The sequence below is a fragment of the Bradyrhizobium sp. genome, from assembly GCF_036009065.1.
In the GTDB taxonomy this organism is placed as follows: domain Bacteria; phylum Pseudomonadota; class Alphaproteobacteria; order Rhizobiales; family Xanthobacteraceae; genus Bradyrhizobium.
The window spans coordinates 1-25311 of the sequence record NZ_DASYMN010000188.1 but is presented as its reverse complement, the minus strand read 5'-3'; the positions used below and the strand labels follow the sequence as shown (position 1 = coordinate 25311).

Below are 25311 nucleotides of genomic sequence, written 5' to 3'. Positions count from 1 at the left end.
ATAAGGTGAGGCCCGCCCGCTATTATCTTTACCGAGGGCTCACTATTGGTACGTCAGCGAAGCCGCCGGCAGGCGATCAGTCGAAGCCTACTCGTTCAAGATCGCCGTTGGGATAAATCACCCAGTTGACGCGCGGTGGCAGGCTGGACCGGCTAGGGTCCCAGTTCTCATCCACCGGCGCTACCTGGTTTTGAACCTTTAAATCATTCAGGAACTTGGCGGTGTAATTCCCCGGCGGGATACGTTCGGCACGAAGCGGCCCATGCTCATATGGATCGGATGCCGGCGCATCTGTTCCCGCGGAAACGATTTTAGGCATGATTCAAGCTCCTTGGAAGCCTCCGATTCGCGGCCAGCGTTCGTATTTCGTCAAGGCTGTCAACCGAACGCAAAGAATGTGGTATGTCCGGTTACAACATGCAACGGGCCCCCAATCCCCTGCAACAAGCCAAGTTAACACCAGCGCCGCTCACGAACCGTCGCGCGCGCGACTGCGGACGGTATTTGCGGTTCAGACCTGCTTAGCGAGCGCGTCGAATGCCATCAGCGTCCGCAGCAGCGCTTCGAACTCGCGTAGCGGCACCATGTTGGGACCGTCGGAGGGCGCGGAATCGGGATCGGGATGGGTTTCGAGGAACACCCCGGCAACGCCGACCGCGACCGCGGCGCGCGCCAGCACCGGGACGAATTCGCGCTCGCCGCCGGACGATGTTCCCTTGCCGCCGGGCTGCTGCACCGAATGGGTGGCGTCGAAAATCACCGGCGCGCCGGTGGTGCGCGCCAGGATCGGCAGCGCGCGCATGTCGGAAACCAGCGTGTTGTAGCCGAACGAGGCCCCGCGCTCGGTCACCAGCACATTGCGGTTGCCGGCGCCGGTGATCTTGGCCACCACGTTGGCCATGTCCCAGGGAGCCAGAAACTGGCCCTTTTTGACGTTGACGACCTTGCCGGTTGCCGCCGCCGCCAGCAGCAGGTCGGTCTGCCGGCACAGGAAGGCCGGAATCTGCAGCACGTCGACGGCCTGCGCGACCTCGGCGCATTGCGAGACCTCGTGGACATCGGTGAGCACGGGGATTCCGAGCGACGAGCGAATTTCCGCAAAAATCGGCAGCGCCTGTTGGAGGCCGATGCCGCGCGCTGCTGACGCGCTGGTGCGGTTGGCCTTGTCGAACGAAGTCTTGTAGACAAGCCCGATCTTCAGACGCGCCGCAATTTCCTTCAGCGCGGATGCCACCTCCAGCGCATGCGCGCGGCTTTCCAGCAGGCACGGACCGGCGATGATCGAGATCGGCAGGCCATTGCCGAATGTCACACTGCCAGCGGTAACCACCGGTGCGGCTGAAATACTGGTATTCAACATGCTTCCTCTTCTGGCCGGACCATGCCGGGCAGCGTCGGCCGGATCAACCTATTTGGATGCCTCGAAGATCAGGGTTGCGCCATATGCCCCGTCCGGCGGCACGACAATGCCGGCGTCGCATTCGGTGGCGGCGATGCCGCCGCCTTTTAGCGCCGACGTCGCGGCCGCCTTGTCACGGACGATGAAGCGTATGGCCGCAAGATGTGCTCCACGCGCGAGGTCCGGGGCTTCGGTCCCCGTAGTTGCGCGATAGGCGGAAGGATTCATGACCTGGATGATGCCGCGCGGCGTCGTGGCGGAAATGCCGTTTGCGTCGGCCTCGATATGACGCTCGCCCGAAAACGCGCTGATGAAGTGGCGATGGTCTCCGGGGTTGCTGGAGGCCATAACGATTCCCGCGATGCCCGCTGCGCCGTTGGGATGGCGCTGGAAGGCCGGATTCCAGAAATTCTCCGGATGGTGTTGCTGGCAAGTAAAGTACCCGATGTCGGGAGCTTTTTCGTCGGCCGCAAACACCAGCGAGAACCCGACCTTGGTCGGCGACCCGTCGGGGCGCGTCGCCTCGCGCTCAAAGTTGAACGGCTTGAAATCGCCGATGCCGGCTTCGCGAAACGCTGCAGCGTCCGCAGGCGCGCCCTTGCCTTCCAGCACCAGCATCGCCAACCCCTCTTCGCGCGCAAGAAAATCGCGCAGGAAGGCGCCGAACGAGAATGTCCCGGGGGCGCCGATCCTGATCAGTTCGGGTTCGCCGATTGCGATCAGCTCGATGAACACCCCGGGAAACTGAACGATATGGTTGTGCGTCCCCCAGGCGTGACGATTGCGCGCGCCGACGGTGAAGCCGGCGCGGGAATAGAATTCCGCCGCCGCGTCGAGATCGCGGACGGCGTGCACGATATGGTCGAGCCCCCTCGGCATCGTGCGGGTACTCGCCTTCAGCTCATTTCACCGACGAGAACGCGGTGGGCACCAGCAGCTGGCTGACGATATTGCCGATGATCTGGCCATCCGCCTCGCTCTTGGCGCGCGCGTCGATCCAATCCGGATCGCTCTGAAACGCGTTCCATTTCTTCTCGCGGTCGGCGAGCGATTCCCATGCTAGGAAATAGGTCAATTCCTGATTGGATTCACCGATCAGCGTGGTGAAGAAGCCGGCCTGCTTGATGCCGTGCTTGTCCCAGAGTTTCAGCGTGGTGTTCTCAAAGCGCTTCAGCAGCGCCGGCAACCGGCCCGGCAGGCAGCGATAGACGCGCATCTCGCAAATCATAGGTTTCCTCCGTTTTCTTGCGCGGCGGTTATAGCGGGTGGTTGGGGGGATGTCTTGCGCGCAAACGATGCAGACGCAACTGCGTGTTAGTAGACGGGCATTTACAGCAGATCGTATATACGATAATGTCTGATTTCGACCCGACCGAAGAATCGATCAATCTCGCGAAGCATCGCATCTCGCTTGCCCGATGGGTTGATCTAAAAATTTCCGCCACAGTTCCCGACAGCCGGTTCGACTAAGGCGAACCGCGCTATCGCGCCTACGGATTGTTGGATGGCCTGCCGCATTGCCTGGTCTTTACGATGCGTGACGATGCGCGCCGGCCGATCAGTCTACGACATGCTCATGCCAGGAGTTGACGCGCTATGCCCCGTAAGCTGAAAGAGCCCGTCTTCGACGACGACAATCCGGAATGGACCGAAGAAGATTTTGCGAGGGCAACGTATTTTGACCCCCCTATCAAGGTCAAAGACCTCACGCCGGAAATCCTCGCCCGCATCCGCCGTGGGCCGCAGAAAGCGCCGACCAAGGTTGCGGTGTCGATCAGGCTGAGCCCCGAGGTGATTTCCTACTTCAAAGCCAAGGGCCCAGGCTGGCAGTCGAAGATTGACGAGGCCCTGCGCAAGATTGCGAAGAAGGCGAGCTGATCGGCTGAGCCGTCCTACACCAGTCGCGACTGCACCACCGCCGCCTGCACAAAGGACGCGAACAGCGGGTGCGGTTCGAATGGCCGCGACTTCAGTTCGGGGTGGAATTGCACCCCGATGAACCACGGGTGATCCTCGTATTCGACGATCTCCGGCAGCACGCCGTCGGGGGACGAACCGGAGAACCGCAGGCCGTGCTGCTCGAGGCGGTCCTTGTAGGCGGTGTTGACCTCATAGCGGTGGCGGTGGCGCTCCGAGATTTCGGTGGCGCCGCCATAGATATCCGACACCCGGCTGCCACGCCGCAGCGTCGCAGGATAGGCGCCGAGCCGCATGGTGCCGCCGAGGTCGCCGGCCTTCGAACGCTTCTCCAGCTCGTTGCCGCGCAGCCATTCCGTCATCAAACCAACCAGCGGCTCGGGCGTCGGCCCGAACTCGGTCGAATTGGCGTCCTCGATGCCGACCAGGTTTCGCGCCGCCTCGATCACCGCCATCTGCATTCCGAAACAGATGCCGAAATACGGGACGTCGCGCTCCCGCGCGAACTGTGCCGCGCGGATCTTGCCCTCGGCGCCGCGCTGGCCGAAACCGCCGGGCACCAGGATGCCGTTGACGTGCTCGAGGAATGGCGCGGGGTCTTCGTTCTCGAACACCTCGCTCTCGATCCAGTCGAGATTGACCTTGACCTTGTTGGCGATGCCGCCGTGGCTCAGCGCCTCGATCAGCGATTTGTAGGCGTCCTTCATGCCGGTGTATTTGCCGACGATGGCGATGGTGACGGCGCCTTCCGGATTGCGGACCCGCTCGTTGATGACGTTCCAGCTCTGCAGCGCCGGGGGAATCCTGGGCTCGATGCCGAACGCCGCCAGCACCTCGTCGTCGAGGCCGGCGGCGTGATAGGCCTCCGGCACGGCGTAGATGTTGTCGACGTCGCGCGCCTCGATCACCGCGCTCTCACGCACATTGCAGAACAGGCCGAGCTTGCGGCGCTCTTCCTTCGGGATCGGACGGTCGGTGCGGCACAGCAGAATATCGGGCTGGATGCCGATCGACCGCCGCTCCTTGACCGAATGCTGGGTCGGTTTTGTCTTTAGCTCACCGGCGCTCGGAATATAGGGCAACAGCGTCAAATGGACGTAGATGGCGTGGCCGCGCGGCAGGTCGTTCTTGATCTGGCGGATCGCCTCGAAGAACGGCAGGCCCTCGATATCGCCGACGGTGCCGCCGATCTCGCACAGCACGAAATCGTAAGCATCGTTGCTGTCGAGGATGAAATCCTTGATGGCGTTGGTGACGTGCGGGATCACCTGGATGGTGGCGCCGAGATAATCGCCGCGGCGCTCCTTGGTCAGGATGTCCTGATAGATGCGCCCGGTGGTGATATTGTCCCGCTTGGTGGCGGGGCGTCCGGTGAAACGCTCGTAATGTCCGAGATCGAGGTCGGTCTCGGCGCCATCATCGGTCACGAACACTTCGCCGTGCTGGTATGGCGACATCGTTCCGGGATCGAGATTGAGGTAGGGGTCGAGCTTGCGCAGTCGGACCTTGTAGCCGCGTGCCTGCAGCAGCGCGCCGAGCGCGGCCGAAGCCAGACCTTTCCCGAGCGAGGAGACCACGCCGCCGGTGATGAATATGTACCGCGCCATGGGACTTAACCTTTAAGGCTACCCGCCCGATTCGCCAAAACGAATCGCAATCTCCGAGCGGGGAAACCGGTTCGCTGTGGGTGACGTCAAAAACAAAGTGTTGTCAGTCTCTTGATGGAGACTGCTGATGCAGGACGCTAGCCTTCGTCCTGCATGGCCGCACTGCTTTATTGTTATTGCGATCGGGGCGCCTGGGGGCCCGAGGGCGCCGGCTGGTTCTGCTGGCGCTCATCGGATTTCTTCAGCGAATCCAGAATGCCGCCGCCCTGCGGCGGGGAAATCGGCGTCGCCGGCTGCGACTGCGATGCCGGATCGCTGGGGATGATCGAACTCGGCTTGCGGTCATAGCTGGCGAGCCACGACAGCACCAGACTGGTGAGGAAAAAACCCACCGCAAGCACCGCAGTGGTGCGCGACAGCAGGTTGGCGGTCCCGCGGCTGGACATAAACCCGCCGCCTCCACCCATCCCGAGGCCGCCGCCCTCGGATTTCTGCAGCAGCACCGTCGCAATCAAGGCCGCGACGAGCATCAGGTGGACCACAATAACGACAGTCTGCATCTGTAACCTTCCATCACAAGCCAGAGGTCGCCGGAGGCCGGCAACGCAATGGGGCTTGCGGGGTTTGAAGTCGCGCGGTGTCTACACGATTGACCAGGGCATTGTCACCCCCGCGCCGCATCGCCGCTTAGTTAGGGACACCCGGCCGCAATCGCAAGGAAATCGGCCGCTTTGAGGCTTGCGCCGCCCACCAGCGCACCGTTGACATTGCGGACGGCCATCAATTCCGCTGCGTTGGATGGCTTCACCGAGCCTCCATATAGGATACGGATTTGGGCTCCTTCTTCGTTGAACCGGGCCGTGAGGGTATCCCGTATAAACTGATGAACTTGCTCGACATCTTCAGCCATCGGCGTTAGGCCCGTGCCGATCGCCCAGACGGGTTCATAGGCCACCACGAGATTGGCCGCCGTCGCGCCGTCCGGCAGCGAGCCGCCGAGCTGCTCGCCGCAAATGTGCAACGTCTGCCCGGCGTCGCGCTGCGCCTGGGTTTCGCCGATGCAGACGATGGCGGTGAGCCCTGCCCGCCACGCCGCTTCGGCCTTTTGCCGCACCAGCGCATCGGTTTCGCCGTGGTGGGCGCGGCGCTCGGAGTGGCCGAGGATGACCGCGCTGGCGCCGGCGTCGGCCAGCATTTCCGCGGAGATATCGCCGGTATGGGCGCCGGAAGGCTTGGGATGACAATCCTGTGCGCCGACCGCAAGAGCCTTGCGGTCCGCCGGAAAGATGCCCCCGGTCTTTTCTGCGAAGAGGGCCAGCAGGGTCGCTGGCGGGCAGACCAGCAGATCGGCCTTCGCGATTACCAATCCGGCGCCGGCGATCATGGCTTCGAACTCCGCCATCGAGCGTTTCAGGCCGTTCATTTTCCAGTTGCCGGCGATCAGCGGCCGAATGGCGTCAGTCATGGGGGAATCTCGCAAACTCGCAAAGGCGTGCCGGCCAGCGCTAGCAGAACGCAGCGGCCGGGACCAGATACGGTTCGGCGCCTTAACGATCGTTAAACCGCTTCAATTCGCCGCCCCGCCGAGGTTGCGACGGGAGGGCTGCCACTTTATGATACGGCATCAACTCGGTGACGCCCTCTCGCGGACTTAAGCGTCCCGGCGAACCGGTTCCCTCCTGCCAAATAAGTTGGACCCATGCTTCGAGGAATACGCAAAGCCTCATCAAACTGGCTCGGCAAGCTGGTCATGGCCACGGTGATGGGCGTGCTGATCATCAGCTTCGCCGTCTGGGGCATTGCCGACATCTTCAAGGGATTCGGGCAATCGACGCTGGCCAAGATCGGCCGTACCGAGATTTCGACCGAGCAGTTCCGCCAGCTGTACACCGAGAAGCTGCAGCAGATCGGCCGCCAGGTCGGCCGGCCGGTGACCATGGACCAGGCGCGCGCCTTCGGCCTCGACCGGCAGGTGCTGCAGCAGGTGATCGCGGAGGCAGCGCTTGACGACAACGCGCGGCAGCTCGGCCTTGGCCAGTCCGACGCCCAAACCATGCGGATGATCACTAGCGATCCGAATTTCAAGGGCGTCTCAGGCGCCTTCGATCCGGCGCGCTTCCAGGCGACCATCCGGCAGGTCGGCTACACCGAAGGGCGCTACATCGCCGAGCAGCGGCGGGTCTCGCTGCGCCGCCAGATCGCCAACACCATTACCGCCGGGCTCGAGCCGCCGAAAACCATGATCGATGCACTGGTCCGCTTCCAGACCGAGCAGCGCACCATCGAATACGTCAAGCTTGACGCCGCGCAGGCAGGCACGATCGACCCGCCTTCACCGGAGGCATTGGCGGCCTATTTCGACGATCACAAGACCCAGTTCCGCGCGCCCGAATACCGCAAGATTTCCTTTGCCATCATCACCCCCGACGAGATCGGGAAATGGACCACGGTCTCCGACGAGGACGCCAAAAAGATCTTCGAGGAGCGCCGCGACAGGCTTTCGACGCCGGAACGCCGTCAGGTTTCGCAGATCGTATTTCCAAACGTCGAAGAAGCTCAGGCGGCGCGAGGCCGCATCGCGTCGGGGCTGTCGTTCGACGACCTGGCGAAGGAACGCGGGCTCAACCCGTCGGACGTCGATCTCGGTATCATTGCGAAGTCTTCCATGATCGACCCCGCGATCGCCGACGCGGCATTTTCGCTTGCGCCGGACACCGTCAGCCAGCCGGCGCAGGGCCGGTTCGGCACGGCCCTTGTCAAGGTCGGCAAGATCGAGCCGGGCACCCAGGCCCGCTATGAGAGCATCGCGCCCCAGTTGAAGCGCGAGATCGCAGCCGAGCGCGCCCGCACCCAGATCGCAAGCCTTCACGACAAGATGGAAGACGAGCGCGGCGGCGGCGCCGGCGTGGTCGAGGCCGCTCAAAAACTCGGGTTGGGCTCCGTCACCATCGACGCCATCGACCGCTCCGGCCGCGCGCCGAACGGCCAGCCCGTGACCGGCATTCCGCAGGGTCTCAATGTAGTCACGCAGGCCTTTTCCAGCGACGTCGGCGTCGACAATGATCCGATCCAGTTCAATGGCGGCTATGTCTGGTTCGACGTGCTCGGCATTACGCCATCGCGCGAGCGCGGCATCGACGAGGTCAAGGACCAGGTCGAGACGCGCTGGCGCGACGACCAGGTCAGCAGCCGCCTGCGCGCCAAGGCTACCGAGATCGTTCAAAAGCTCAACCACGGCGCCAAGCTCGCCGATGAAGCCGCGAGCCTCGGACGACAAGTCGATACCGCTGCGGGCTTCAGGCGCGACGCCACGCTAGCGGGCGTGCCGACCAGCCTGATCGAAGCGGCCTTCCGCACCCCGAAGGACGTAGGCGCGCAAGCCCCGGGCGCGGGCGGCGCCGAGTGGGTGGTGTTCCGCGTCACCGATGTGAGCGTGCCACCAGTCGATCTCGCCTCCGACGAGATCAAGAAATTGAAGGAGACCCTGCTGCGGGGCTTGAGCGACGAACAGGTCGCCGAATACGTCACCAAGCTGGAAGCCCAGATCGGCACCACCATCAACCAGAGCGCGCTCGCCCAGGTGACCGGCGCCAATAATTGATGCGTATAAAACTCCCCTCATCCTGAGGAGCGGCCTCTTGGCCGCGTCTCGAAGGATGGGCCATACTCCGCATGGTTCGAGACGCGCGAAGACGCGCTCCTCACCATGAGGTCCCAGCCTGGTCCCGAAAGCACTTAATGGACGACCTGAAATCACTGATCGGAAAAGTCGCCACCGGCGCAACGCTGTCGCGCGACGAGGCGGCATCCGCCTTCGACAGCATGATGTCCGGCGAGGCCACGCCCTCGCAGATGGGCGGGCTGCTGATGGCGCTGCGCGTGCGCGGCGAGACCGTCGATGAGATCACCGGCGCGGTGTCGGCGATGCGTGCCAAGATGCTGCGCGTCACCGCTCCCGCTGACGCTGTCGATGTGGTCGGCACCGGCGGCGACGGCTCCGGCTCGGTCAACGTCTCGACTTGCGCGTCGTTCATCGTGGCCGGCGCCGGCGTGCCCGTTGCCAAGCACGGCAATCGCGCGCTGTCGTCGCGCTCGGGATCCGCCGACGTGCTGTCCTCACTCGGCGTCAGGATCGATATTGCGCCCGATCATGTCGGCCGCTGCGTCGCCGAGGCCGGCATCGGCTTCATGTTCGCGCCGTCGCATCATCCGGCGATGAAGAATGTCGGTCCGACCCGCGTCGAACTTGCGACGCGCACCATCTTCAACCTGTTGGGGCCGCTGTCCAATCCCGCCGGCGTCAAGCGGCAGATGATCGGGGTATTCTCGCGGCAATGGGTGCAGCCGCTGGCGCAGGTGTTGAAGAACCTCGGCGCCGAATCGATCTGGGTAGTGCACGGCTCCGACGGGCTCGACGAGATCACCCTCACCGGCCCGACCTTCGTCGCAGCCCTGGAGAACGGCAATATCCGCACCTTCGAAGTGACGCCCGAGGACGCTGGACTCAAGCGCGTCGACGGCAACGCGTTGAAGGGCAGCGATGCGGCGGTGAATGCAACCGCCTTGCAAGGCGTGCTCGACGGCAAGCCGAGCGCATTCCGCGAGGTCGCGCTGCTCAACGCCGCGGCGGCGCTGATCGTCGCCGGCAAGGTCGGGGATTTGAAGGAAGGCGTGACGGTCGGCACCAGATCGCTCGATAGCGGCGCCGCTGCGGCGCGTCTAAAACACCTGATCGCGGTCTCCAACGGCTGAACGCAGGATCCGAATGTCCGATATCCTGACCAAGATCGAAGCCTACAAGCGCGGGGAGATCGCCGCCGCCAAGCGCGCACATCCGCTTGCAAGCGTCGAAGCTTTGGCGAAGGCGGCGCCGGCACCGCGCGGTTTTGTCCGGGCGATCCGGGAAAAGCTTAGCGCTGGCGACTACGCGCTGATCGCGGAAGTAAAAAAGGCCTCGCCATCGAAGGGAGTGATCCGCGCCGACTTCGATCCTCCCGCGCTTGCCCGCGCCTATGAGGCCGGCGGCGCAGCGTGCTTATCGGTGCTCACCGACGCCCCGTCATTTCAGGGCCATCTCGATTTCATGGTGGCCGCGCGCGCGGCCACCTCGCTGCCGGTGCTGCGCAAGGATTTCATGTACGACACCTATCAGGTGGCCGAGGCCCGCGCCCACGGCGCCGATTGCATCCTGATCATCATGGCGGCGCTCGACGATGGCGCGGCCAGAGACATCGAGGCCGCCGCGCTGGCGCATGGCATGGACGTGCTGCTGGAGGTTCATGACCGCGAGGAACTGGACCGCGCGCTAAAACTTCGCTCGCCGATGATCGGCGTCAACAACCGCAACCTGCGCACCTTCGAAACCACGCTCGCGACCAGCGAGGCGCTGGCGCCGCTTATTCCGAACGACCGCCTGATGGTCGGCGAAAGCGGCATCTTCGTGCCCGCGGACCTCGCACGCCTCGCGCAGGTGGGCATATCGACCTTCCTGGTCGGCGAAAGCCTGATGCGGCAGGCCGACGTTGCGGCGGCGACCCGCGCCTTGCTGGCCCGCGACGCCGCTGCCCGCGCCACCGGGACGCAGTAACCATGGCCGCCAGGAAATCGAAAGAGGCCGCAAAAGACCAACCCGCGCTCACCCACATCGACGGCAAGGGTGAAGCACGGATGGTCGATGTCTCGGCCAAGCCCGCCACCGAACGCGCGGCCATTGCCGAGGGCCGCGTGGTCATGAGCAAGGCAACGCTCGACCTGATCGTCTCGGGTAATGCCAAAAAGGGCGACGTGCTTGGCACCGCCCGTGTTGCCGGCATCATGGCCGCGAAGCGGACCTCCGACCTCATTCCGCTGTGTCATCCGCTTGCACTGTCGAAAGTCACCGTCGACATCGTGCCCGACAAGAAGCTGCCCGGCTGCATTGTCCGCGCAACAGTGAAAGTGAAAGGGCCGACCGGCGTCGAGATGGAGGCGCTGACCGCGGTGTCGGTTGCCTGCCTGACCATCTACGACATGATCAAGGCGGTCGAGCGCGGGTCACGCATCGAAGGCATTCATCTGGTTGAGAAAAAAGGCGGCAAGTCCGGCCACTACCGCGCCTGTTGAAGACATCACGCTAGTTTGATCGCGAAAAGCCGAAGGCGCGGTGTTCCACCGTTATGCTCGACGAGCACAACGCGGGAGAAACTTATGTCACATTTCAAGCTTTTAGGCGCGGTGGCAATTCTGGCAACCGCGATCGCGGCGCCGGCGCCGGCGCAGCAGGTGATCTCCGAGCCGGGCTATTGCGCCCAGTTCTATCCCAACGCCAACTGCCAGAACAAAGGTTACGGCAACCCCTATACCGGCTCCAGCGGCTACTATCAGCGCGCAATGGACTCAGACATGTATGCGGGCGGCGGGTCGAGCGCCTGTGCTCAGCATCGCTCCTACGATCCGGCGTCCGGGACCTATATCGGCCGCAACGGCCGGCGCGTCGCCTGTCGGTGACCGTCACAATCGGAACGACGAAAAAAGGCGGCTGATCGGGCCGCCTTTTTCTCGCCACGCAGGATTTCCGGGACCTCACATCTGTTTGAGTGAGAAAACCGGAACGCGTTGCTGATCGCGTTGTTCTGTCCCGACCCTAACGCGGAGCAACATGATGACGAAATTCAAACTCTTGAGCGCAGCGGCGATCCTGTCCGCAGCCATCGCAACCCCGGCGCTGGCGCAGGAAGTGATCTACAATCCCGGCTACTGCGCCCAGTTCTACCCGAATGCCAACTGCCAGAATAAAGGGCCGAACAATCCCTATACCGGCGACTACCAGCGCAGGGCCGCTTATCGGAACAACAACGGCTCCTGGGACAATGGCTGGAACAACAGCTGGAATAATGGCTGGAACAACAACAGCGGCTTCTGGCCCGGCGACGTGGCAGCCGGGGTCGTGGGCGGCGCTGTCGGAACCGCGGGCGCTATCGCAAGCGCTCCGTTCCGCGCATACCGCAACGACAATTCCTATGCGTATATGGACGACAACGTATCCTATTGCGCGCAGCGCTATCGTTCGTATGACCCGGCGTCAGGCACCTATCTCGGCCGCGACGGCCGGCGCCATGCGTGCCAGTGACGATATGACCTGACTGAAAAGTAAAGGCGGCCTGCGGGCCGCCTTTTTTGTCCGTGCGAAGCAACCCAGTAACTGCCGTGCCGGCAGCTGGATTGCTTCGCTGCGCTCGCAATGACGGCGGCGCCGTCGAGGCCGGCCGCGATTTAAGTGCGGGATGTTGCAGCATTGCTACAGCAGATCAATGGTTTGCCGTTACACTGCGGGTATTGGATTTGATTTAGAGAACAAAATGCATCGCAGGTTTTTCATTGCATGGATGCTGGCGCTCGGCATCTGCGGCTCGTTTGCCCCGGCCGATGCACAGCAACGTATCGGACGCGCCGCCGTGGTCCGCAACGACGTTTCCCAGATCGCTCCGCGGGTTATGAAGATCAGTGTCGGCGATGAGATCTTTCGCGACGAAACCGTCCGCACCGCCGCCGACAGCGACGCCAAATTCGTTCTCCGCGACGATACCAATCTCTCGCTTGGCCCCGGATCGACCCTGAAACTGGACCGCGCGGTTTTTTCCGGCGAGACCAATGTCGGCGATGTCGCGGTCAAATTGACATCGGGTGCGTTTCGTTTCGTCACCGGCAGCTCGACCAAGGAATCCTATAAGATCGTCACCCCGCTTGCGACCATCGGCGTGCGCGGGACGACGCTCGATTTTCTCATCCAGAGATTCCGCAATACCGTGGTGCTGCAGGACGGACAGGCGCGCGTATCCGCCGGCGGCCAGTTCGTCGATCTTCTGTTTCCGGGCGACTCGGTCGTCATCACTGCGACCGCTGGAAAGATCCAGATCACCAAGACGTCCTCGCCGCCCTGGACGTTTGCGGGCGCGTGCGCCGCCAATTCCGCGTTGTGCAGCCGGACCCGGTTTGCCGATGCCGCCGTGATCGACGTCGAATTTGCTTCGGCCTTGTGCGGCAAGTGAAATCGATCAAACCGAAACCAGCATTTTTTTTGAGTTGAGTTGCTTCTTGGAATGGATTGATGAGTAACGCATCGGGGCAAACGCAAACCGGTTACGCCACGCTGGGACAAAAGCTTAGCCGCGCGGCTGCGATCGGCATAGCGGTCGCCGTCGGCGCCGCGCCGGTTGCTTCCCGGGCGCAGATCGTGGTGCCAACTCCGACCCCCACCCCGGTGCCGACGCCCGTTCCGACTCCGACCCCTGCGCCAACGCCCGTTCCGACTCCTACCCCGGCGCCAACGCCCGTTCCGACTCCCACTCCGGCGCCGACGCCAGTGCCGACCCCTACCCCGGCGCCAACGCCAGTGCCGACCCCGACCCCCGCGCCAACGCCAGTTCCGACACCTACCCCTGCGCCAACGCCGGTGCCGACCCCTACCCCGGCGCCAACGCCGGTGCCGACACCTACCCCCGCGCCGACGCCAGTGCCGACGCCTACCCCGGCGCCAACGCCGGTGCCGACGCCTACCCCCGCGCCAACGCCAGTGCCGACGCCTACCCCGGCGCCAACGCCAGTGCCGACACCTACCCCCGCGCCCACGCCTGTTCCGACACCCACGCCGGCACCGACGCCGGTACCGACGCCCACCCCGGCACCGACGCCCGTTCCGACCCCTACCCCGGCGCCGACGCCCACTCCGACGCCAACTCCGACTCCGACGCCAACTCCGACGCCGACACCCACTCCAACTCCCACACCGACACCGACACCGACACCGACGCCCACACCGACTCCAACGCCCGGACCGACGCCAAACCAGCAATCGAGCGCCAACTCGATTCAGAATCTGGCCGACCAGCGCTTCTCGCAAATGATCACGACGCGCGTGCTGGCGAGCGTGCTGCTGGGCATAAACGAGCAGGTGAACTGTTCGAACTGCGTCAGCGCGTTCGGCTCGGCGGGCTCGTTTTCGGCCGGCGTGCACGGGCGCTACAACATTACCGACAGCCTTTCGATCCTGGGCGGCATTGCCTATGCCCAGTTCAACGACAACGGATTCAACGTCACCAGCGCGCCGATCGGCGCATTCGCGCTGCGTTATGACTTCACCGAGTGGGGCAAATCGCGGCCGTTCTTCGATATCGGAACCGTGCTCTCACCCAACCAGCATGTCAGCTACACGCGTTCCTACATCTCCAGCATCGGGCTGACGCAGATCACCAGCGACACCACGAGTTCGAACTATTCGGTGTTCGAGCGCGCCGGATGGATCGTCCGCGTCACACCCCGCGACGAGTTCGCAGTATCCGGCGAGTTGTGGCAGGGCTGGCAGCGCGTGCGCGGCTATCAGGAAATCACCACGCTCGCCAACCCCTTCAGCGCATCGATCGCCGACAGCACCGACCGCATCAACCTGGCGCGCATCGGCGCGCAGTGGACGCACCTGTTCGGCAGTTTTATCGAAGTGAACGTCAATGGCGGTTTTGTGAAGTCGTTCGCAAGTTCGACAGGGCTGCAAGCCGCGGTTGTCGGCGTCGGCAATATTTTGCCAACCTTCGGCAACCAGCAGTGGGTGGAACTGGGCGGCCGCATCGGCGCGCGCCTGTCAAAGAACATGACCGCCGATGTGTTCGTCAACGGCACGCTCGGTCCCTACCCCGTCGGCAATACCGTGCATGGCGGCGTCGGCCTGCGCTTCAATTATTGAGATCGAGCCGCATGGGCTCCGCCGTCATCCTGAGGTGCTCGCCGTTCTTCACGGCGAGCCTCGAAGGATGGGCCACAAGGTATCCGTTTCCATCCTTCGAGACGCGCGCAAGGGCGCGCTCCTCAGGATGACGGCGGCGTCATCGCCAGCTCGCAAACCACATCAGCCGATCAAAGCCGGCCAGCGACGTCTCGATCGATGCCGCCGAGATCGGCAGAAACAGCAGGAAGCTCGCCAGCGCCGCCGCCAGGAACAGCCACCGCGCCCACAGCCAGCGCTTGGTTTCCTTGCGGAAAAAGCAGTAGGCCAGCGCCAGGCTGGCAACGCTCGCCGACGGCAGATAGTAAAATGAGAAGCCGATCGCGCGCGGCAGCACGATCCAGGCGAGATAAAGTGCCGCATAACTCGCTAGAATAAGAAACGCATCGCGCCGGCGCTCAACGATCCAGTCGCGCAGGCAGATCAGGATCGCGGGGATCGCGCTCCAGAACACAACGGGGTTTCCGAGCGACAACACCGCCCAATAGCGGTCGTCGCCAGCCTTTTCGAACAGAAACCACACCGGCCGCACCAGAAACGGCCAGCTCGGCCACGCGCTCATGTGGGGATGCGGCGTGACCAGGGTCGCGTTGTCATGGAAAATCCGCCGCTGCGCTTCCAAGAGCGCGGCCGGAGAAAAACCGTAGATCGGCAGATAAGCTGCGGCATAGGCTGCGAGCGGAACGAGGCCAAGGCACATCAGCCAGTCGCGCGCGCGTATGCGGGCCCACAGATCCGGACGATACCAGTCGGCCGGCCTGGCATCGTGAAATTGCGTGCGCCAGCGCTGCAGAACAAGCACGACAGTGACGATGACGATCCCCATCCCCCAGGCAAACACCCCGCTCCATTTGCAGGCGGTTGCCAGCCCAAAGCAAAGCCCGGCGGCGTAAAGCAGCGGACGCGGCCGCGCCCGGACGCGAAAACTCATCATGAACGCCGCCAGGCCCCACAGCACAAACGCCAGCGCGAAAATGTCGAGCATCGCGATTCGCGCCTGCACGAACAGCATCTGGTTGAGCCCGGTGACCGCGGCGGCCCACAGCGCGGCGCGCCGGTCGTTGAACAGCGCGCGGCCGCAGAGATAGATTCCCGTCATCGCCAGCGCGCCGAACAGCGCGCTCATGGTGCGCCAGCCGAACGGGTTATCGCCGAACAGCCAGATCGACAACGCCATCAGCTCCTTGGCCAGCGGCGGATGTTCCAGATTGAGCGTCGGAACGGCAAAATGCGTCTGCAATAGCTGCCGCGCCGCCGGGACATAGTGGGTCTCGTCGAAATACGGAAAGTCGGGGGTGTCGATCCCGATCAGCAGGACAAAATAACTGAGCAGGAAAACGATAAATCCAGTCGCCGCGGTGCGCCATTCGAAACGTGCGATCGGATCGATGTCGGTCAAAAGGCCGCCTGCTCTGTGCTGTCTCCAAATTCTAGAACGCACAAAATATTCGCGGCGGTCAACCTCTCCACTTCACCTCTCCCGCAGGGAGAGGTGAAGGACATCGCCCGGGGCGGTCAACCTTTTCCGCAACTAGTCCGCGCTGTCCTCCCCGTGGAGTCTCATCGCTTGAATCCACAGGCCTTCGCGTGATAGGTGCATGGTGTCGGGCCATCGGCAACCGCCCGGTCAGCTGCCGCGCAGCCAAGCGTTGTCTCGCTCCGTCACGGGAGGTGAGACATGTCCTGCGGCTCCCCGCCTTCACATCGACAACTGCGATGAAAACCCCGCCGGATATTCTTTGTCTGTACGGCGCGCGGGCGCTCCGCGGGTTTGGCGACGGCTTTGCGATTCTCATTCTGCCGGTCTATCTCACCGCGATCGGCTTCAGCCCGCTTGAGATAGGGCTCGTCGCCAGCGCCTCGCTGCTGGGAACGGCGGCGCTGACCTTGATCACGGGCTTCATCGCGCCGCGCTTTGAGCTGCGAAACCTGTTTTTTGCCGGGGCGGCATTGATCGTTCTGACCGGATTGATATTCCCTTGGGCCGAAGCCCTCGCGCCGGTTCTGCTGGTCGCCTTCATCGGAAGCATCAATCCCTCCGGCGGCGATCTCGGCATGCTGGTGCCGCTCGAGCACGCGCTGCTGACCAAGGAGACCGCCGATCGGGATCGTACGGCCGTCTTTGCCCGCTACAGCCTGATCGGCGCGCTGACTGCCGCCGTGGGCGCGCTGGCCGCGGCCCTGCCGGAAATTCTCGGGTCCCATGGCTGGCCAAAACTCGGCGCCATCAAGCTGATGTTTTATCTCTATGCCGCGCTGGGATTGCTGGCGGCGTTGCTCTATGCGCGCCTGCCGCGCGACCACACTCACGCCGACAGTCGTCCGAAATCCGCACTTGGGCCGTCGCGCAACATCGTCTACCGGCTCGCGGCTCTGTTCAGCCTCGACGCCTTCGCCGGTGGATTCGTCGTGCAGTCGCTGCTGGCGCTATGGCTGTTCCAGAAATTCAACCTGTCGCTGGAAGCAGCGAGCCTGTTTTTCTTCTGCTCTAGCCTGCTCGGCGCGATCTCGTTTCCGGTGGCCGCCTGGCTGTCCCGGCGTATCGGCCTCGTCAACACCATGGTGTTCACCCACATCCCCTCCAGCCTCTGCCTGATCGCGGCGGCCTTTTCGTCCGACCTGACCGTAGTGCTCGGCCTGCTGCTGGTCCGCTCCGCGCTGTCGCAGATGGATGTGCCCACCCGCTCCTCCTACGTGATGGCCGTGGTGACGCCTCCCGAACGCACGGCGGCCGCCAGCGTCACCGCGGTGCCGCGGAGCTTGGCGTCATCCATCAGTCCGGCGATCGCAGGGTTCATGTTGGCCGGGTCGTTTTCGGCAATGCCGCTGGTGGTGTGCGGATGCCTGAAGATTGCTTACGACCTCGCGCTGCTACGGATGTTCCGCGACACCAAGCCGCCGGAGGAGGTCTGAGGTTAGAACCGTAGTCTTGCAATGCGGACATTGCCCCGCTTCCCCATTTTTTGTAAACCGCCGCAAATGCCCCCGCCGTCACTGACGCCCACCTCCGCCGATGCACTGCTGTTCGATCTCGGCCGCGTGGTGCTCGATATCGATTTCAACCGCACGCTCGCCTGCTGGGCCGGTCATGCCGGCTGTGAGCCGGCGCAGCTGATCGGGCGATTTTCACCTGACGACGCCTACAAGCGTCATGAGCGCGGCGAAATATCGGACGCCGAATTCTTTGCCGCCTTGCGCGCCTCGCTCGGCATCGATGTCACCGACGCGCAGTTTCTCGAAGGCTGGAATGCGATCTTCGCCGGCGAGATGCCGGAGATCGCAGCCCTGCTGGCGCGGGCGGCGCGGCGGCTGCCGCTCTATGCCTTCTCCAACACCAACCGCGCCCACGAGGCGCATTTTTCACGGGCGTTTGCGCAGGTGCTCGGGCATTTCCGGAAAATGTTTCTGTCCTCGACAATCGGGCTTCGGAAACCCGACGCGGCAGCCTATGATCATGTGGTGAAGGAGATTGGCGTGCCGGCGGGGCGCATTGTGTTCTTCGACGACGTCATGGAAAACATCGAGGGCGCCCGCGCCCGCGGATTGCAGGCGGTTCACGTCACATCGACCCGCGACGTCGCCGATGCCCTTACGGCGCTGGGAATCTAGGAGTTCTGCTGGTGGCACTGATGCCGGTTGCCGACGCGCTCGCAGCGGTCCTCGCCGGCGCCGAGGCGCTGCCTGAGGAAATGGTCGCGCTCGATGCCGCGCATCACCGCGTGCTGGCGCGCGATCTCGCCGCCTTACGGACCCAGCCGCCACGGGCGATGTCAGCCATGGACGGCTATGCGGTGCGCGCCAAGGATGCTTCGCAGGTTGCGGCGCGGCTGAAAGTGATCGGCGAAGTCGCAGCGGGAAGGCCGTTCGATACGGCGTTGCAGGCCGGGCAAGCCGTGCGGATTTTCACCGGCGGCGTGATCCCGCAAGGCGCCGATGCCGTGGTGATCCAGGAAGATACCGTGCGCGACGGCGACAGCATCGACATCACCGAGGCGGCGATCGCGGGCCGGCACATCCGTCCCGCCGGCGTCGATTTTCGCGAGGGCGAAGTGCTGCTGCGCGCGGGCCGCCGCCTCACCGACCGCGACCTGTCGCTGGCGGCCGGCATGAACTATCCGCAACTTAGCGTGCGGCGCCGCCCGAAAGTCGCCGTGCTCGCCACCGGCGACGAACTGGTGATGCCGGGCTCGAGCCCCGGCCCCGGCCAGATCGTCTATTCCAACGGCTATGCGCTGCGGGCGATGGCGCGCGCCGAGGGCGCCGAGACGGTCGATCTCGGCATTGCCGCCGATACCGTGGATGCCACGACGGACGGTATCCGCCGCGCCCGTGACTCGGGCGCCGATATCCTCATCACCACGGGCGGCGCCTCGGTCGGCGATCACGACCTGGTCAAGCAATCGCTGGAGGCCGAGGGCGTCGCAATCGCGTTCTGGCGGATCGCGATGCGCCCGGGCAAGCCGATGATGCACGGACGGCTGGGCTCGATGCGCGTGATCGGCCTGCCCGGCAATCCGGTATCGGCCTATGTCTGCGGCTTCCTGTTCATGGCGCCGCTGATTCGCGCGCTGTCGGGCCGCTCGGACGTGCATCATGCCACGGAGGCCGCCGTGCTCGGGCGCGATCTTGCCGCCAACGACCTACGCGAGGACTATCTCCGCGCCCGGCTCGAAGAGCGTGCCGACCGCGTCCTGGTTGCGACGCCGGTCGATCATCAGGACAGTTCGCTGCTCGGAAATCTCGCTGCGGCACGGGCGCTTGTGATCCGTTCACCCTTTGCTCCCGCAGCGTCAGCAGGCTCGCCCTGCGCCATTCTCAGGCTGCCGGTCTGACGGACCTTAAGCGACCCTTCGGGCAAAACCTCATTCTGTTGACGTGAAATTAAGTGGTTGCAGAACACATATGGAACATATAGTGTTCGTTCATGATTTGTTTCGAGTGCTTGTGTCTGCAGGCTGGAAATCGGACGGCATTGTCAAACTGGGGATTGGTCGACATGCTCACACGCAAACAGTATGAACTTCTGCGCTTCATCAACGAGCGGTTGAAAGAAGCCGGCGTTCCCCCCTCCTTCGATGAGATGAAGGATGCGCTGGACCTGCGCTCCAAGTCCGGCATCCATCGCCTGATCACCGCGCTGGAAGAGCGCGGCTTCATCCGCCGCCTGCCCAACCGCGCCCGCGCCATCGAAGTCATCAAGCTGCCCGAATTGTCGGGAAGCAGCGGCGGCAACGGCCGTCGCGGTTTTACCCCAAGCGTCATCGAAGGCAATCTCGGCAAGGTCCGGCCCAGTGCCGGCGGCGGCTCGGAGGACGACGGCAATCGTCCGGTTTCCGTCCCCGTGATGGGCCGCATCGCGGCGGGCACCCCGATCGAGGCGCTGCAGACCCGCAGCCACACCATCAGCGTGCCGCCGGACATGCTCGGCTCCGGCGAACATTACGCGCTCGAAGTGCGCGGCGATTCCATGGTGGACGCCGGGATCCTCGACGGCGACATGGCGCTGATCCAGCGCAATGAGACCGCCGAGACCGGCGACATCGTGGTGGCGCTGATCGACGAGGAGGAAGCGACGCTGAAACGTTTCCGCCGCCGCGGCGCTTCGATCGCGCTCGAGCCCGCGAACACCTCGTATGAGGTCCGCATCCTGCCGCCGAACCGGGTGCGAATTCAGGGCAAACTGATCGGGCTGTATCGGAAGTATTGAGCGAGCCTGACGAATTCATCTCTCCCCGGAGGGGAGAAGTCGAAGCCGAAGCGCAGCGCAGGCTTCGGGTGAGGGGTCTCTCCGCGCGACTGGGACTCACAGAAGTCCCCTCACCCGCCGCGCATCTGGCGATGCGCGTCGACCTCTCCCCTGCGGGGAGAGGTGGCTGAGCGTTGCGTGATTCGAGTTAAAACCATCATCTAAGTCAGATAGCTATTCCTCCGCCTGCAGATCGGCTTCCGCCGGCGTCGCGTCGACGCGACGTGGGTTCACCGGGCGCGCATGGCTATTTTCCGGCTCCGTTGCGTCGCGAACCGACTGCGACCAGGGCCGATTGACCCCGTTCGGCCTGACCGCGTCGATCACAAATCCACGGCCGGTTCGCCGCAACACGGTCGCAGCCTGTTTTTGCAGGCGCTCGTGGCTGATCACCAGCGCCTTGCAATCTGGCGATGCCTGCCTCGACGTAATGATCACTGCAGCGCGCGTGCAATCGTCCGCCAGCGCCTCTGGCCGCAGCACCAGTGCGACAAACCCGCCGTCCGGCAACTGCGCCACGCAGCCCGCCTCGTCGCAGGAGACGCCTTCGCTGAGCGAAGCATCGCCCGGCAGCCGCGCGTCGGCATCCGCCGCGAGCCACCCCTTCACCAGGAACGTATCCTTGGCCGTGCGCATCAGATGCAGGCGCCCATCCTTCCCGCGCACGCCAACGCTGTGACCATCGGCAGAGATCAGAATGTCGGGCTGCGGCGCGGTGAGCGCCCACACCACCGCGACCACAATCGCGCCTGCGCCGCTCCAGCGCAGCGGCGTTCTCAGCAGTCCCAGCAGAATGATTCCCGCGGTTGCGGCGAGCAGCGGACCGGCGCCGAACGCGGCGATGCGGCCGATGGCGCCGGGCAACGCCGCGACCCATTGCGCGACCAAGATCATCCAGTCGATGCCGAACCCCATGATCCGCCAGAACACGCCGTCGAAGCCGAACGGCATCGCGACGAGGCCGAGCAGCCCCGCCGGCATCACCAGCACGGACACCACCGGCATCGCCGCCAGGTTGGCGAGCACGCCGTACGGCGTGACGCGATGGAAGTGGAACGCCGCATAGGGGGTCGTAGCTAACCCGGCCACCAGCGATGCCAGCGCCAGCATCGCGATCTCGCGGCCGCCCCACAATGCCGCCCGCGCGGTGGCCGAACTGTCCGGCGTGGCGAACAGACCGGGCATGCCGACCTGCACCAGCGTCACCAGTCCGAGCGTCGCCGCGAACGACATTTGAAAACTCGGATGCACCAGCGCTTCCGGCGCCGTCGACAACACGATCATCGCGGCAACCGCCAGGGTACGGAACGTCACCGCGCGGCGGTCGACCATGATCGCGATCAGCACCACCGCCGTCATGAAAAACGAGCGCTGGGTCGCGACCTCGGCGCCGGACAGCAAAAGATAGAACGCGGCAGCCAGCAGCGCCGCGGCGGCCGACCATTTCTTGATCGGGAACGTCACCGTGAGCGTCGGGATCAACGCCAGCAGCGCCCGCACCGCGAAGAACACCACGCCGGCGACGACAGCCATGTGATATCCTGAAATCGAGAGCACATGGCCGAGGCCGGAGATGAACATCGCGTCATTCACCGGCGCCGAGATGGCGTCGCGCCGTCCGGTCAGCAAGGCGGTTGCGATGGCGCGGTTGTCGCCGCTCAAAACGGTGCGAATCCGCGCGTCGATGGCATCGCGCAGCCCTTGCATCAACGCCGCATAGCGCAGCGAAAAACCGCCGCTGATCGGCGGGTCCAGGGTCCTGATGCCGCCCATCACAAAGCCAGAGGCGCCAATGCCGGCGAAATACATGTCGCGGCCGAAATCGTAGCTGCCCGGCCGCAATGGCGCGAGCGGTGGCAGCAGCCGCGCCTTCAATTCGACGAAGCTGCCGACCGCGGGCGCGGTGCCCTTTTTCACCGACAGACGAACCCGTTGCAGTTTGGCCTGCGCGCGCGGGCTCTCCATTTGCACTACCCGCAGCACAAAGCGGTCGGTGCGCTCGCGCTCCTCGCGGGTCTCGACAAAGCCCTTGAGCGAGACCGAATAGATCGGCCGCGCCAGCACACCGTGCGCGACCCGCGCGGTTTTCAGCGCCGCGGTGGCAAAGCCCGCGGCTAAGGCTGCGATCAGGACAGCGGCGGGAAATACTTTTTGCCGCCGCAGCAGCAATGCCGCCGTGCAAAGCGCTGCCGCGGTGGCGGCCGTGACCCACGCGACCGGCTCATGGTCGGCGGCGAAATAGAACGCAATCCCGGCGCCGAACGCGACCGGAATCCATGGCAGCAACCGGCCGGCACCCGCCTCGGCGCGGACCCAGCCGTGCAACTTCGCGGCCAGGGAAGACCATGTGCCAAAGCCTGACGGAGCGAGGCCGCCTACCCGCACCGCCTCGCGCGGCGGCCACGTGCCCGCCCTGCTCCGGCTGCCTCCCCACTCCGCCACGGCGCACGATCCTTAAAGGATAAGGCACCATCAAAAATGAAATGGAGAAGTGCCGCCAGCAACCGGGAGTTTAGCTCTTTCCGCCCACTTCCTTGGCAAACGTATCGCGCAGGCCGATGGTGCGGTTGAACACCGGCCGCTCGGGCGTGGAATCCGGATCGCGCACGAAATAGCCCTGCCGTTCGAACTGCATGACGTCAGAGGAATTGACTTCGGCTATCGCAGGCTCGATCCGCGCGTCGGTCAAAATTTCCAGCGATTGCGGGTTGAGATCGGCCGCGAAATTGGCGGCGTCCGGCGCGGGTTTTACAAACAGCTGGTTGTAGAGGCGGATCTCGGCCGGCACCGAATGCGACGCCGACAGCCAGTGCATGGTCGCCTTCACCTTGCGCCCGTCGGGTGCGTTGCCGCCCTTGGTTGCCGGATCGTAGGTGCAGCGCAGTTCGATGACCTCGCCCGCGGCGTTCTTCACGACCTCCCGGCAGGTGATGAAATACGCATAGCGCAGCCGGACTTCGTTGCCGGGCGACAGCCGGAAAAATTTCTTCGGCGGATTTTCCATGAAATCGTCGCGCTCGATATAAAGCTCGCGGCCGAATTTTATCTTGCGCGTGCCCGCCGAGGGATCGTCGGGATGGTTGACCGCCTCGATCTCCTCGACCTGCCCTTCCGGGTAATTCTCGATCAGGACTTTCAAGGGCCGCAGCACGGCCATCCGCCGTAGCGCTGATTTGTTGAGCACCTCGCGGATCGAGAATTCCAGCATGCCGACGTCGACGACGCTGTTGGCTTTCGCCACGCCAATGCGTTTGACGAATTCGCGAATCGCCGCCGGCGGCACCCCGCGCCGCTTCAATCCGGCAATGGTCGGCATGCGCGGGTCGTCCCAGCCGGCGACATGGCCGCCGCGCACCAGTTCGGTCAGCACCCGCTTCGACAGCAGCGTGTAGGTCAGATTGAGCCGTGCGAATTCGTATTGACGCGGTTTTGACGGCACCGGCAGCTTGTCGAGCAGCCATTCGTAGAGCGGTCGGTGATCCTCGAATTCCAGCGTACAGATCGAGTGCGTGATGCCCTCGATGGCGTCGGACTGGCCGTGCGCATAGTCGTAGCTCGGATAAATAGACCAGGTGTCGCCGGTGCGCGGATGGGTAGCGTGCAGGATCCGGTAGAGCACGGGGTCGCGCAGGTTAATGTTGCCGGACGACATGTCGATTTTCGCGCGCAACACGCGTGCGCCGTTCGGGAATTCGCCGGCTTTCATGCGGCGAAACAGATCGAGATTTTCATCCACCGAACGCTCGCGAAACGGGCTGTTCTTGCCCGGTTCCGTCAGGGTACCCCGTGAAGCGCGGATTTGATCCTGCGACTGGTCGTCGACGTAGGCGTGCCCGGCGCGGATCAAGTCCTCCGCCCAGCCGTAGAGCCGCTCGAAATAGTCCGAGGCATAGAACAGATCGGTTCCCCAGTCATAGCCGAGCCATCGAACGTCGGCTTGAATCGAGTCGATATATTCCTGTTCTTCCCTGGTCGGGTTGGTGTCGTCGAAGCGCAGGTGGCAGCGTCCCGAAAACTCCTGCGCGATGCCGAAATTCAGCGCGATCGACTTGGCATGGCCGATGTGCAGGTAGCCGTTCGGTTCCGGCGGGAAGCGGGTCACGACTTGGCTGTGCTTGTGTGAATTAAGATCGGCCTGCACGATGTCACGAATGAAATCGCGCCCCACCTCCGCCGCCGCCAGTTCCACTGTCATTCCAATTTCCTGTTCGGGGAATAGCGGACCTTCTGCCAAATCCAGCGGTCCCCGCCAAGCCCGCATAGGGCTTTAGTTATGCATCGTTCCTGCTATACACACCGCGCTTCGCGCATGCCCTCTCCATCTCCTGACCCCGCCGCAAATGACCGATCCCGTCGTCACCCGTTTTGCGCCCTCGCCCACCGGCTTTCTCCACATCGGAGGCGCCCGCACGGCGCTGTTCAACTGGCTCTATGCGCGAGGGCGCGGCGGCAAGATGCTGTTGCGGATCGAGGACACCGATCGGGAGCGGTCAACCGCCGAAGCCATCGACGCCATCCTCGACGGGCTGAAATGGCTCGGGCTCGATTGGGACGGCGAGGTCATCTACCAGTTTCAGCGGGCCGCGCGGCATCGCGAGGTGGCCGAGCAACTGCTGGCCTCGGGCCAGGCCTATCGCTGCTACGCGACGCAGGACGAACTCAAGGCGATGCGCGAGACCGCGCGCGCCGAGGGCCGCACGCGCTTCTATGACGGCATGTGGCGCGACCGCGATCCGGCCGAAGCACAGGCCGGGATCAAACCGACGATCCGCCTTAAAGCTCCGCAGACCGGCGAAACCGTGATCGAAGATCAGGTCCAGGGCCCCGTCGTCTGGCAGAACGAGAGCCTTGACGATCTCGTGCTGCTGCGCGGCGACGGCAATCCGAC

At 64.0% G+C, this 25311-nt stretch carries 24 protein-coding genes; 14 read left to right on the top strand and 10 right to left on the bottom strand.

Annotated elements, in window-relative coordinates; all coding sequences use genetic code 11:
* Positions 1-76: 76 nt before the first annotated feature.
* From VGP39_RS11190 to VGP39_RS11175, 4 genes are all read right to left on the bottom strand, one after another.
* A complete protein-coding gene (locus VGP39_RS11190) occupies positions 77-319 on the bottom strand; it encodes a hypothetical protein (protein ID WP_327568168.1) in 243 nt (80 codons plus the stop codon).
* 192 nt (positions 320-511) lie between these two features.
* Complete coding sequence (gene kdsA, locus VGP39_RS11185; RefSeq protein ID WP_327568184.1) at positions 512-1357, bottom strand: 3-deoxy-8-phosphooctulonate synthase; 846 nt, start codon at positions 1355-1357, stop codon at positions 512-514.
* A 51-nt stretch (positions 1358-1408) separates the two neighbouring features.
* Positions 1409-2278, bottom strand: coding sequence for a VOC family protein (locus VGP39_RS11180; protein ID WP_327568167.1), 870 nt, complete (start codon positions 2276-2278; stop codon positions 1409-1411).
* A 22-nt stretch (positions 2279-2300) separates the two neighbouring features.
* Positions 2301-2627 (bottom strand): NIPSNAP family protein, encoded by a 327-nt coding sequence (locus VGP39_RS11175; RefSeq protein WP_327568166.1) that lies wholly within the window; start codon positions 2625-2627, stop codon positions 2301-2303.
* Between the two features lie 368 nt (positions 2628-2995).
* Here VGP39_RS11175 and VGP39_RS11170 point away from each other — a divergent pair, with 368 nt between their 5' ends.
* Positions 2996-3277, top strand: coding sequence for a BrnA antitoxin family protein (locus tag VGP39_RS11170; RefSeq protein ID WP_327568165.1), 282 nt, complete (start codon positions 2996-2998; stop codon positions 3275-3277).
* A gap of 14 nt (positions 3278-3291) precedes the next feature.
* Here VGP39_RS11170 and VGP39_RS11165 read toward each other — a convergent pair whose 3' ends face one another.
* The 3 genes from VGP39_RS11165 to tpiA form a co-directional block, all read right to left on the bottom strand.
* Positions 3292-4923, bottom strand: a complete 1632-nt coding sequence (locus VGP39_RS11165; protein WP_327568164.1) for a CTP synthase — start codon at positions 4921-4923, stop codon at positions 3292-3294.
* Positions 4924-5096: 173 nt separating this feature from the next.
* Positions 5097-5483, bottom strand: coding sequence for a preprotein translocase subunit SecG (gene secG, locus VGP39_RS11160; protein ID WP_327568163.1), 387 nt, complete (start codon positions 5481-5483; stop codon positions 5097-5099).
* A 131-nt stretch (positions 5484-5614) separates the two neighbouring features.
* A complete protein-coding gene (gene tpiA, locus VGP39_RS11155; protein ID WP_327568162.1) occupies positions 5615-6388 on the bottom strand; it encodes a triose-phosphate isomerase in 774 nt (257 codons plus the stop codon).
* A 234-nt stretch (positions 6389-6622) separates the two neighbouring features.
* Here tpiA and VGP39_RS11150 point away from each other — a divergent pair, with 234 nt between their 5' ends.
* The 8 genes from VGP39_RS11150 to VGP39_RS11115 all read left to right on the top strand — a co-directional run bounded on the left by VGP39_RS11150 (position 6623) and on the right by VGP39_RS11115 (position 14638).
* Positions 6623-8524 carry a peptidylprolyl isomerase gene (locus tag VGP39_RS11150; protein ID WP_327568161.1) on the top strand — a complete coding sequence of 634 codons (1902 nt, stop codon included), beginning with the start codon at positions 6623-6625 and terminating at the stop codon, positions 8522-8524.
* Positions 8525-8661: 137 nt separating this feature from the next.
* Positions 8662-9675, top strand: a complete 1014-nt coding sequence (gene trpD / locus VGP39_RS11145) for an anthranilate phosphoribosyltransferase (RefSeq protein ID WP_327568160.1) — start codon at positions 8662-8664, stop codon at positions 9673-9675.
* 13 nt (positions 9676-9688) lie between these two features.
* Positions 9689-10510: an indole-3-glycerol phosphate synthase TrpC gene (gene trpC, locus VGP39_RS11140; RefSeq protein ID WP_327568159.1), complete on the top strand. Its 822-nt coding sequence runs from the start codon at positions 9689-9691 to the stop codon at positions 10508-10510.
* A gap of 2 nt (positions 10511-10512) precedes the next feature.
* A complete protein-coding gene (gene moaC / locus VGP39_RS11135; RefSeq protein WP_327568158.1) occupies positions 10513-11025 on the top strand; it encodes a cyclic pyranopterin monophosphate synthase MoaC in 513 nt (170 codons plus the stop codon).
* Positions 11026-11109: 84 nt separating this feature from the next.
* Entirely contained in the window at positions 11110-11409 is a 300-nt protein-coding gene (locus VGP39_RS11130) for a BA14K family protein (protein ID WP_327568157.1), read from the top strand.
* 154 nt (positions 11410-11563) lie between these two features.
* Complete coding sequence (locus VGP39_RS11125) at positions 11564-12031, top strand: BA14K family protein (RefSeq protein WP_327568156.1); 468 nt, start codon at positions 11564-11566, stop codon at positions 12029-12031.
* A 229-nt stretch (positions 12032-12260) separates the two neighbouring features.
* On the top strand, positions 12261-12950 hold the full coding sequence (locus tag VGP39_RS11120; protein WP_327568155.1) for a FecR family protein: 690 nt from the start codon (positions 12261-12263) through the stop codon (positions 12948-12950).
* A gap of 851 nt (positions 12951-13801) precedes the next feature.
* Positions 13802-14638 (top strand): hypothetical protein, encoded by an 837-nt coding sequence (locus VGP39_RS11115; protein WP_327568154.1) that lies wholly within the window; start codon positions 13802-13804, stop codon positions 14636-14638.
* Positions 14639-14777: 139 nt separating this feature from the next.
* Here VGP39_RS11115 and VGP39_RS11110 read toward each other — a convergent pair whose 3' ends face one another.
* Positions 14778-16076, bottom strand: coding sequence for a phospholipid carrier-dependent glycosyltransferase (locus VGP39_RS11110; protein WP_327568153.1), 1299 nt, complete (start codon positions 16074-16076; stop codon positions 14778-14780).
* A 317-nt stretch (positions 16077-16393) separates the two neighbouring features.
* Between VGP39_RS11110 and VGP39_RS11105 the strand changes: the two genes are divergently transcribed.
* The 4 genes from VGP39_RS11105 to lexA all read left to right on the top strand — a co-directional run bounded on the left by VGP39_RS11105 (position 16394) and on the right by lexA (position 20384).
* Entirely contained in the window at positions 16394-17590 is a 1197-nt protein-coding gene (locus tag VGP39_RS11105; RefSeq protein ID WP_327568152.1) for an MFS transporter, read from the top strand.
* A gap of 66 nt (positions 17591-17656) precedes the next feature.
* A complete protein-coding gene (locus VGP39_RS11100; protein WP_327568151.1) occupies positions 17657-18286 on the top strand; it encodes an HAD-IA family hydrolase in 630 nt (209 codons plus the stop codon).
* Positions 18287-18297: 11 nt separating this feature from the next.
* Entirely contained in the window at positions 18298-19509 is a 1212-nt protein-coding gene (gene glp, locus VGP39_RS11095) for a gephyrin-like molybdotransferase Glp (protein WP_327568150.1), read from the top strand.
* A 164-nt stretch (positions 19510-19673) separates the two neighbouring features.
* Positions 19674-20384 carry a transcriptional repressor LexA gene (lexA, locus tag VGP39_RS11090; RefSeq protein WP_327568149.1) on the top strand — a complete coding sequence of 237 codons (711 nt, stop codon included), beginning with the start codon at positions 19674-19676 and terminating at the stop codon, positions 20382-20384.
* A 213-nt stretch (positions 20385-20597) separates the two neighbouring features.
* Here lexA and VGP39_RS11085 read toward each other — a convergent pair whose 3' ends face one another.
* The gene (locus VGP39_RS11085) at positions 20598-22865 is read right to left on the bottom strand and encodes a ComEC/Rec2 family competence protein (protein WP_327568148.1); all 2268 of its coding nucleotides are present in this window, start codon (positions 22863-22865) and stop codon (positions 20598-20600) included.
* A gap of 70 nt (positions 22866-22935) precedes the next feature.
* The gene (locus tag VGP39_RS11080; protein ID WP_327568147.1) at positions 22936-24618 is read right to left on the bottom strand and encodes a glutamine--tRNA ligase/YqeY domain fusion protein; all 1683 of its coding nucleotides are present in this window, start codon (positions 24616-24618) and stop codon (positions 22936-22938) included.
* A gap of 145 nt (positions 24619-24763) precedes the next feature.
* Between VGP39_RS11080 and VGP39_RS11075 the strand changes: the two genes are divergently transcribed.
* Positions 24764-25311 (top strand): glutamate--tRNA ligase (locus tag VGP39_RS11075; RefSeq protein WP_327568146.1); only part of this gene is annotated, 548 nt, incomplete at its 3' end.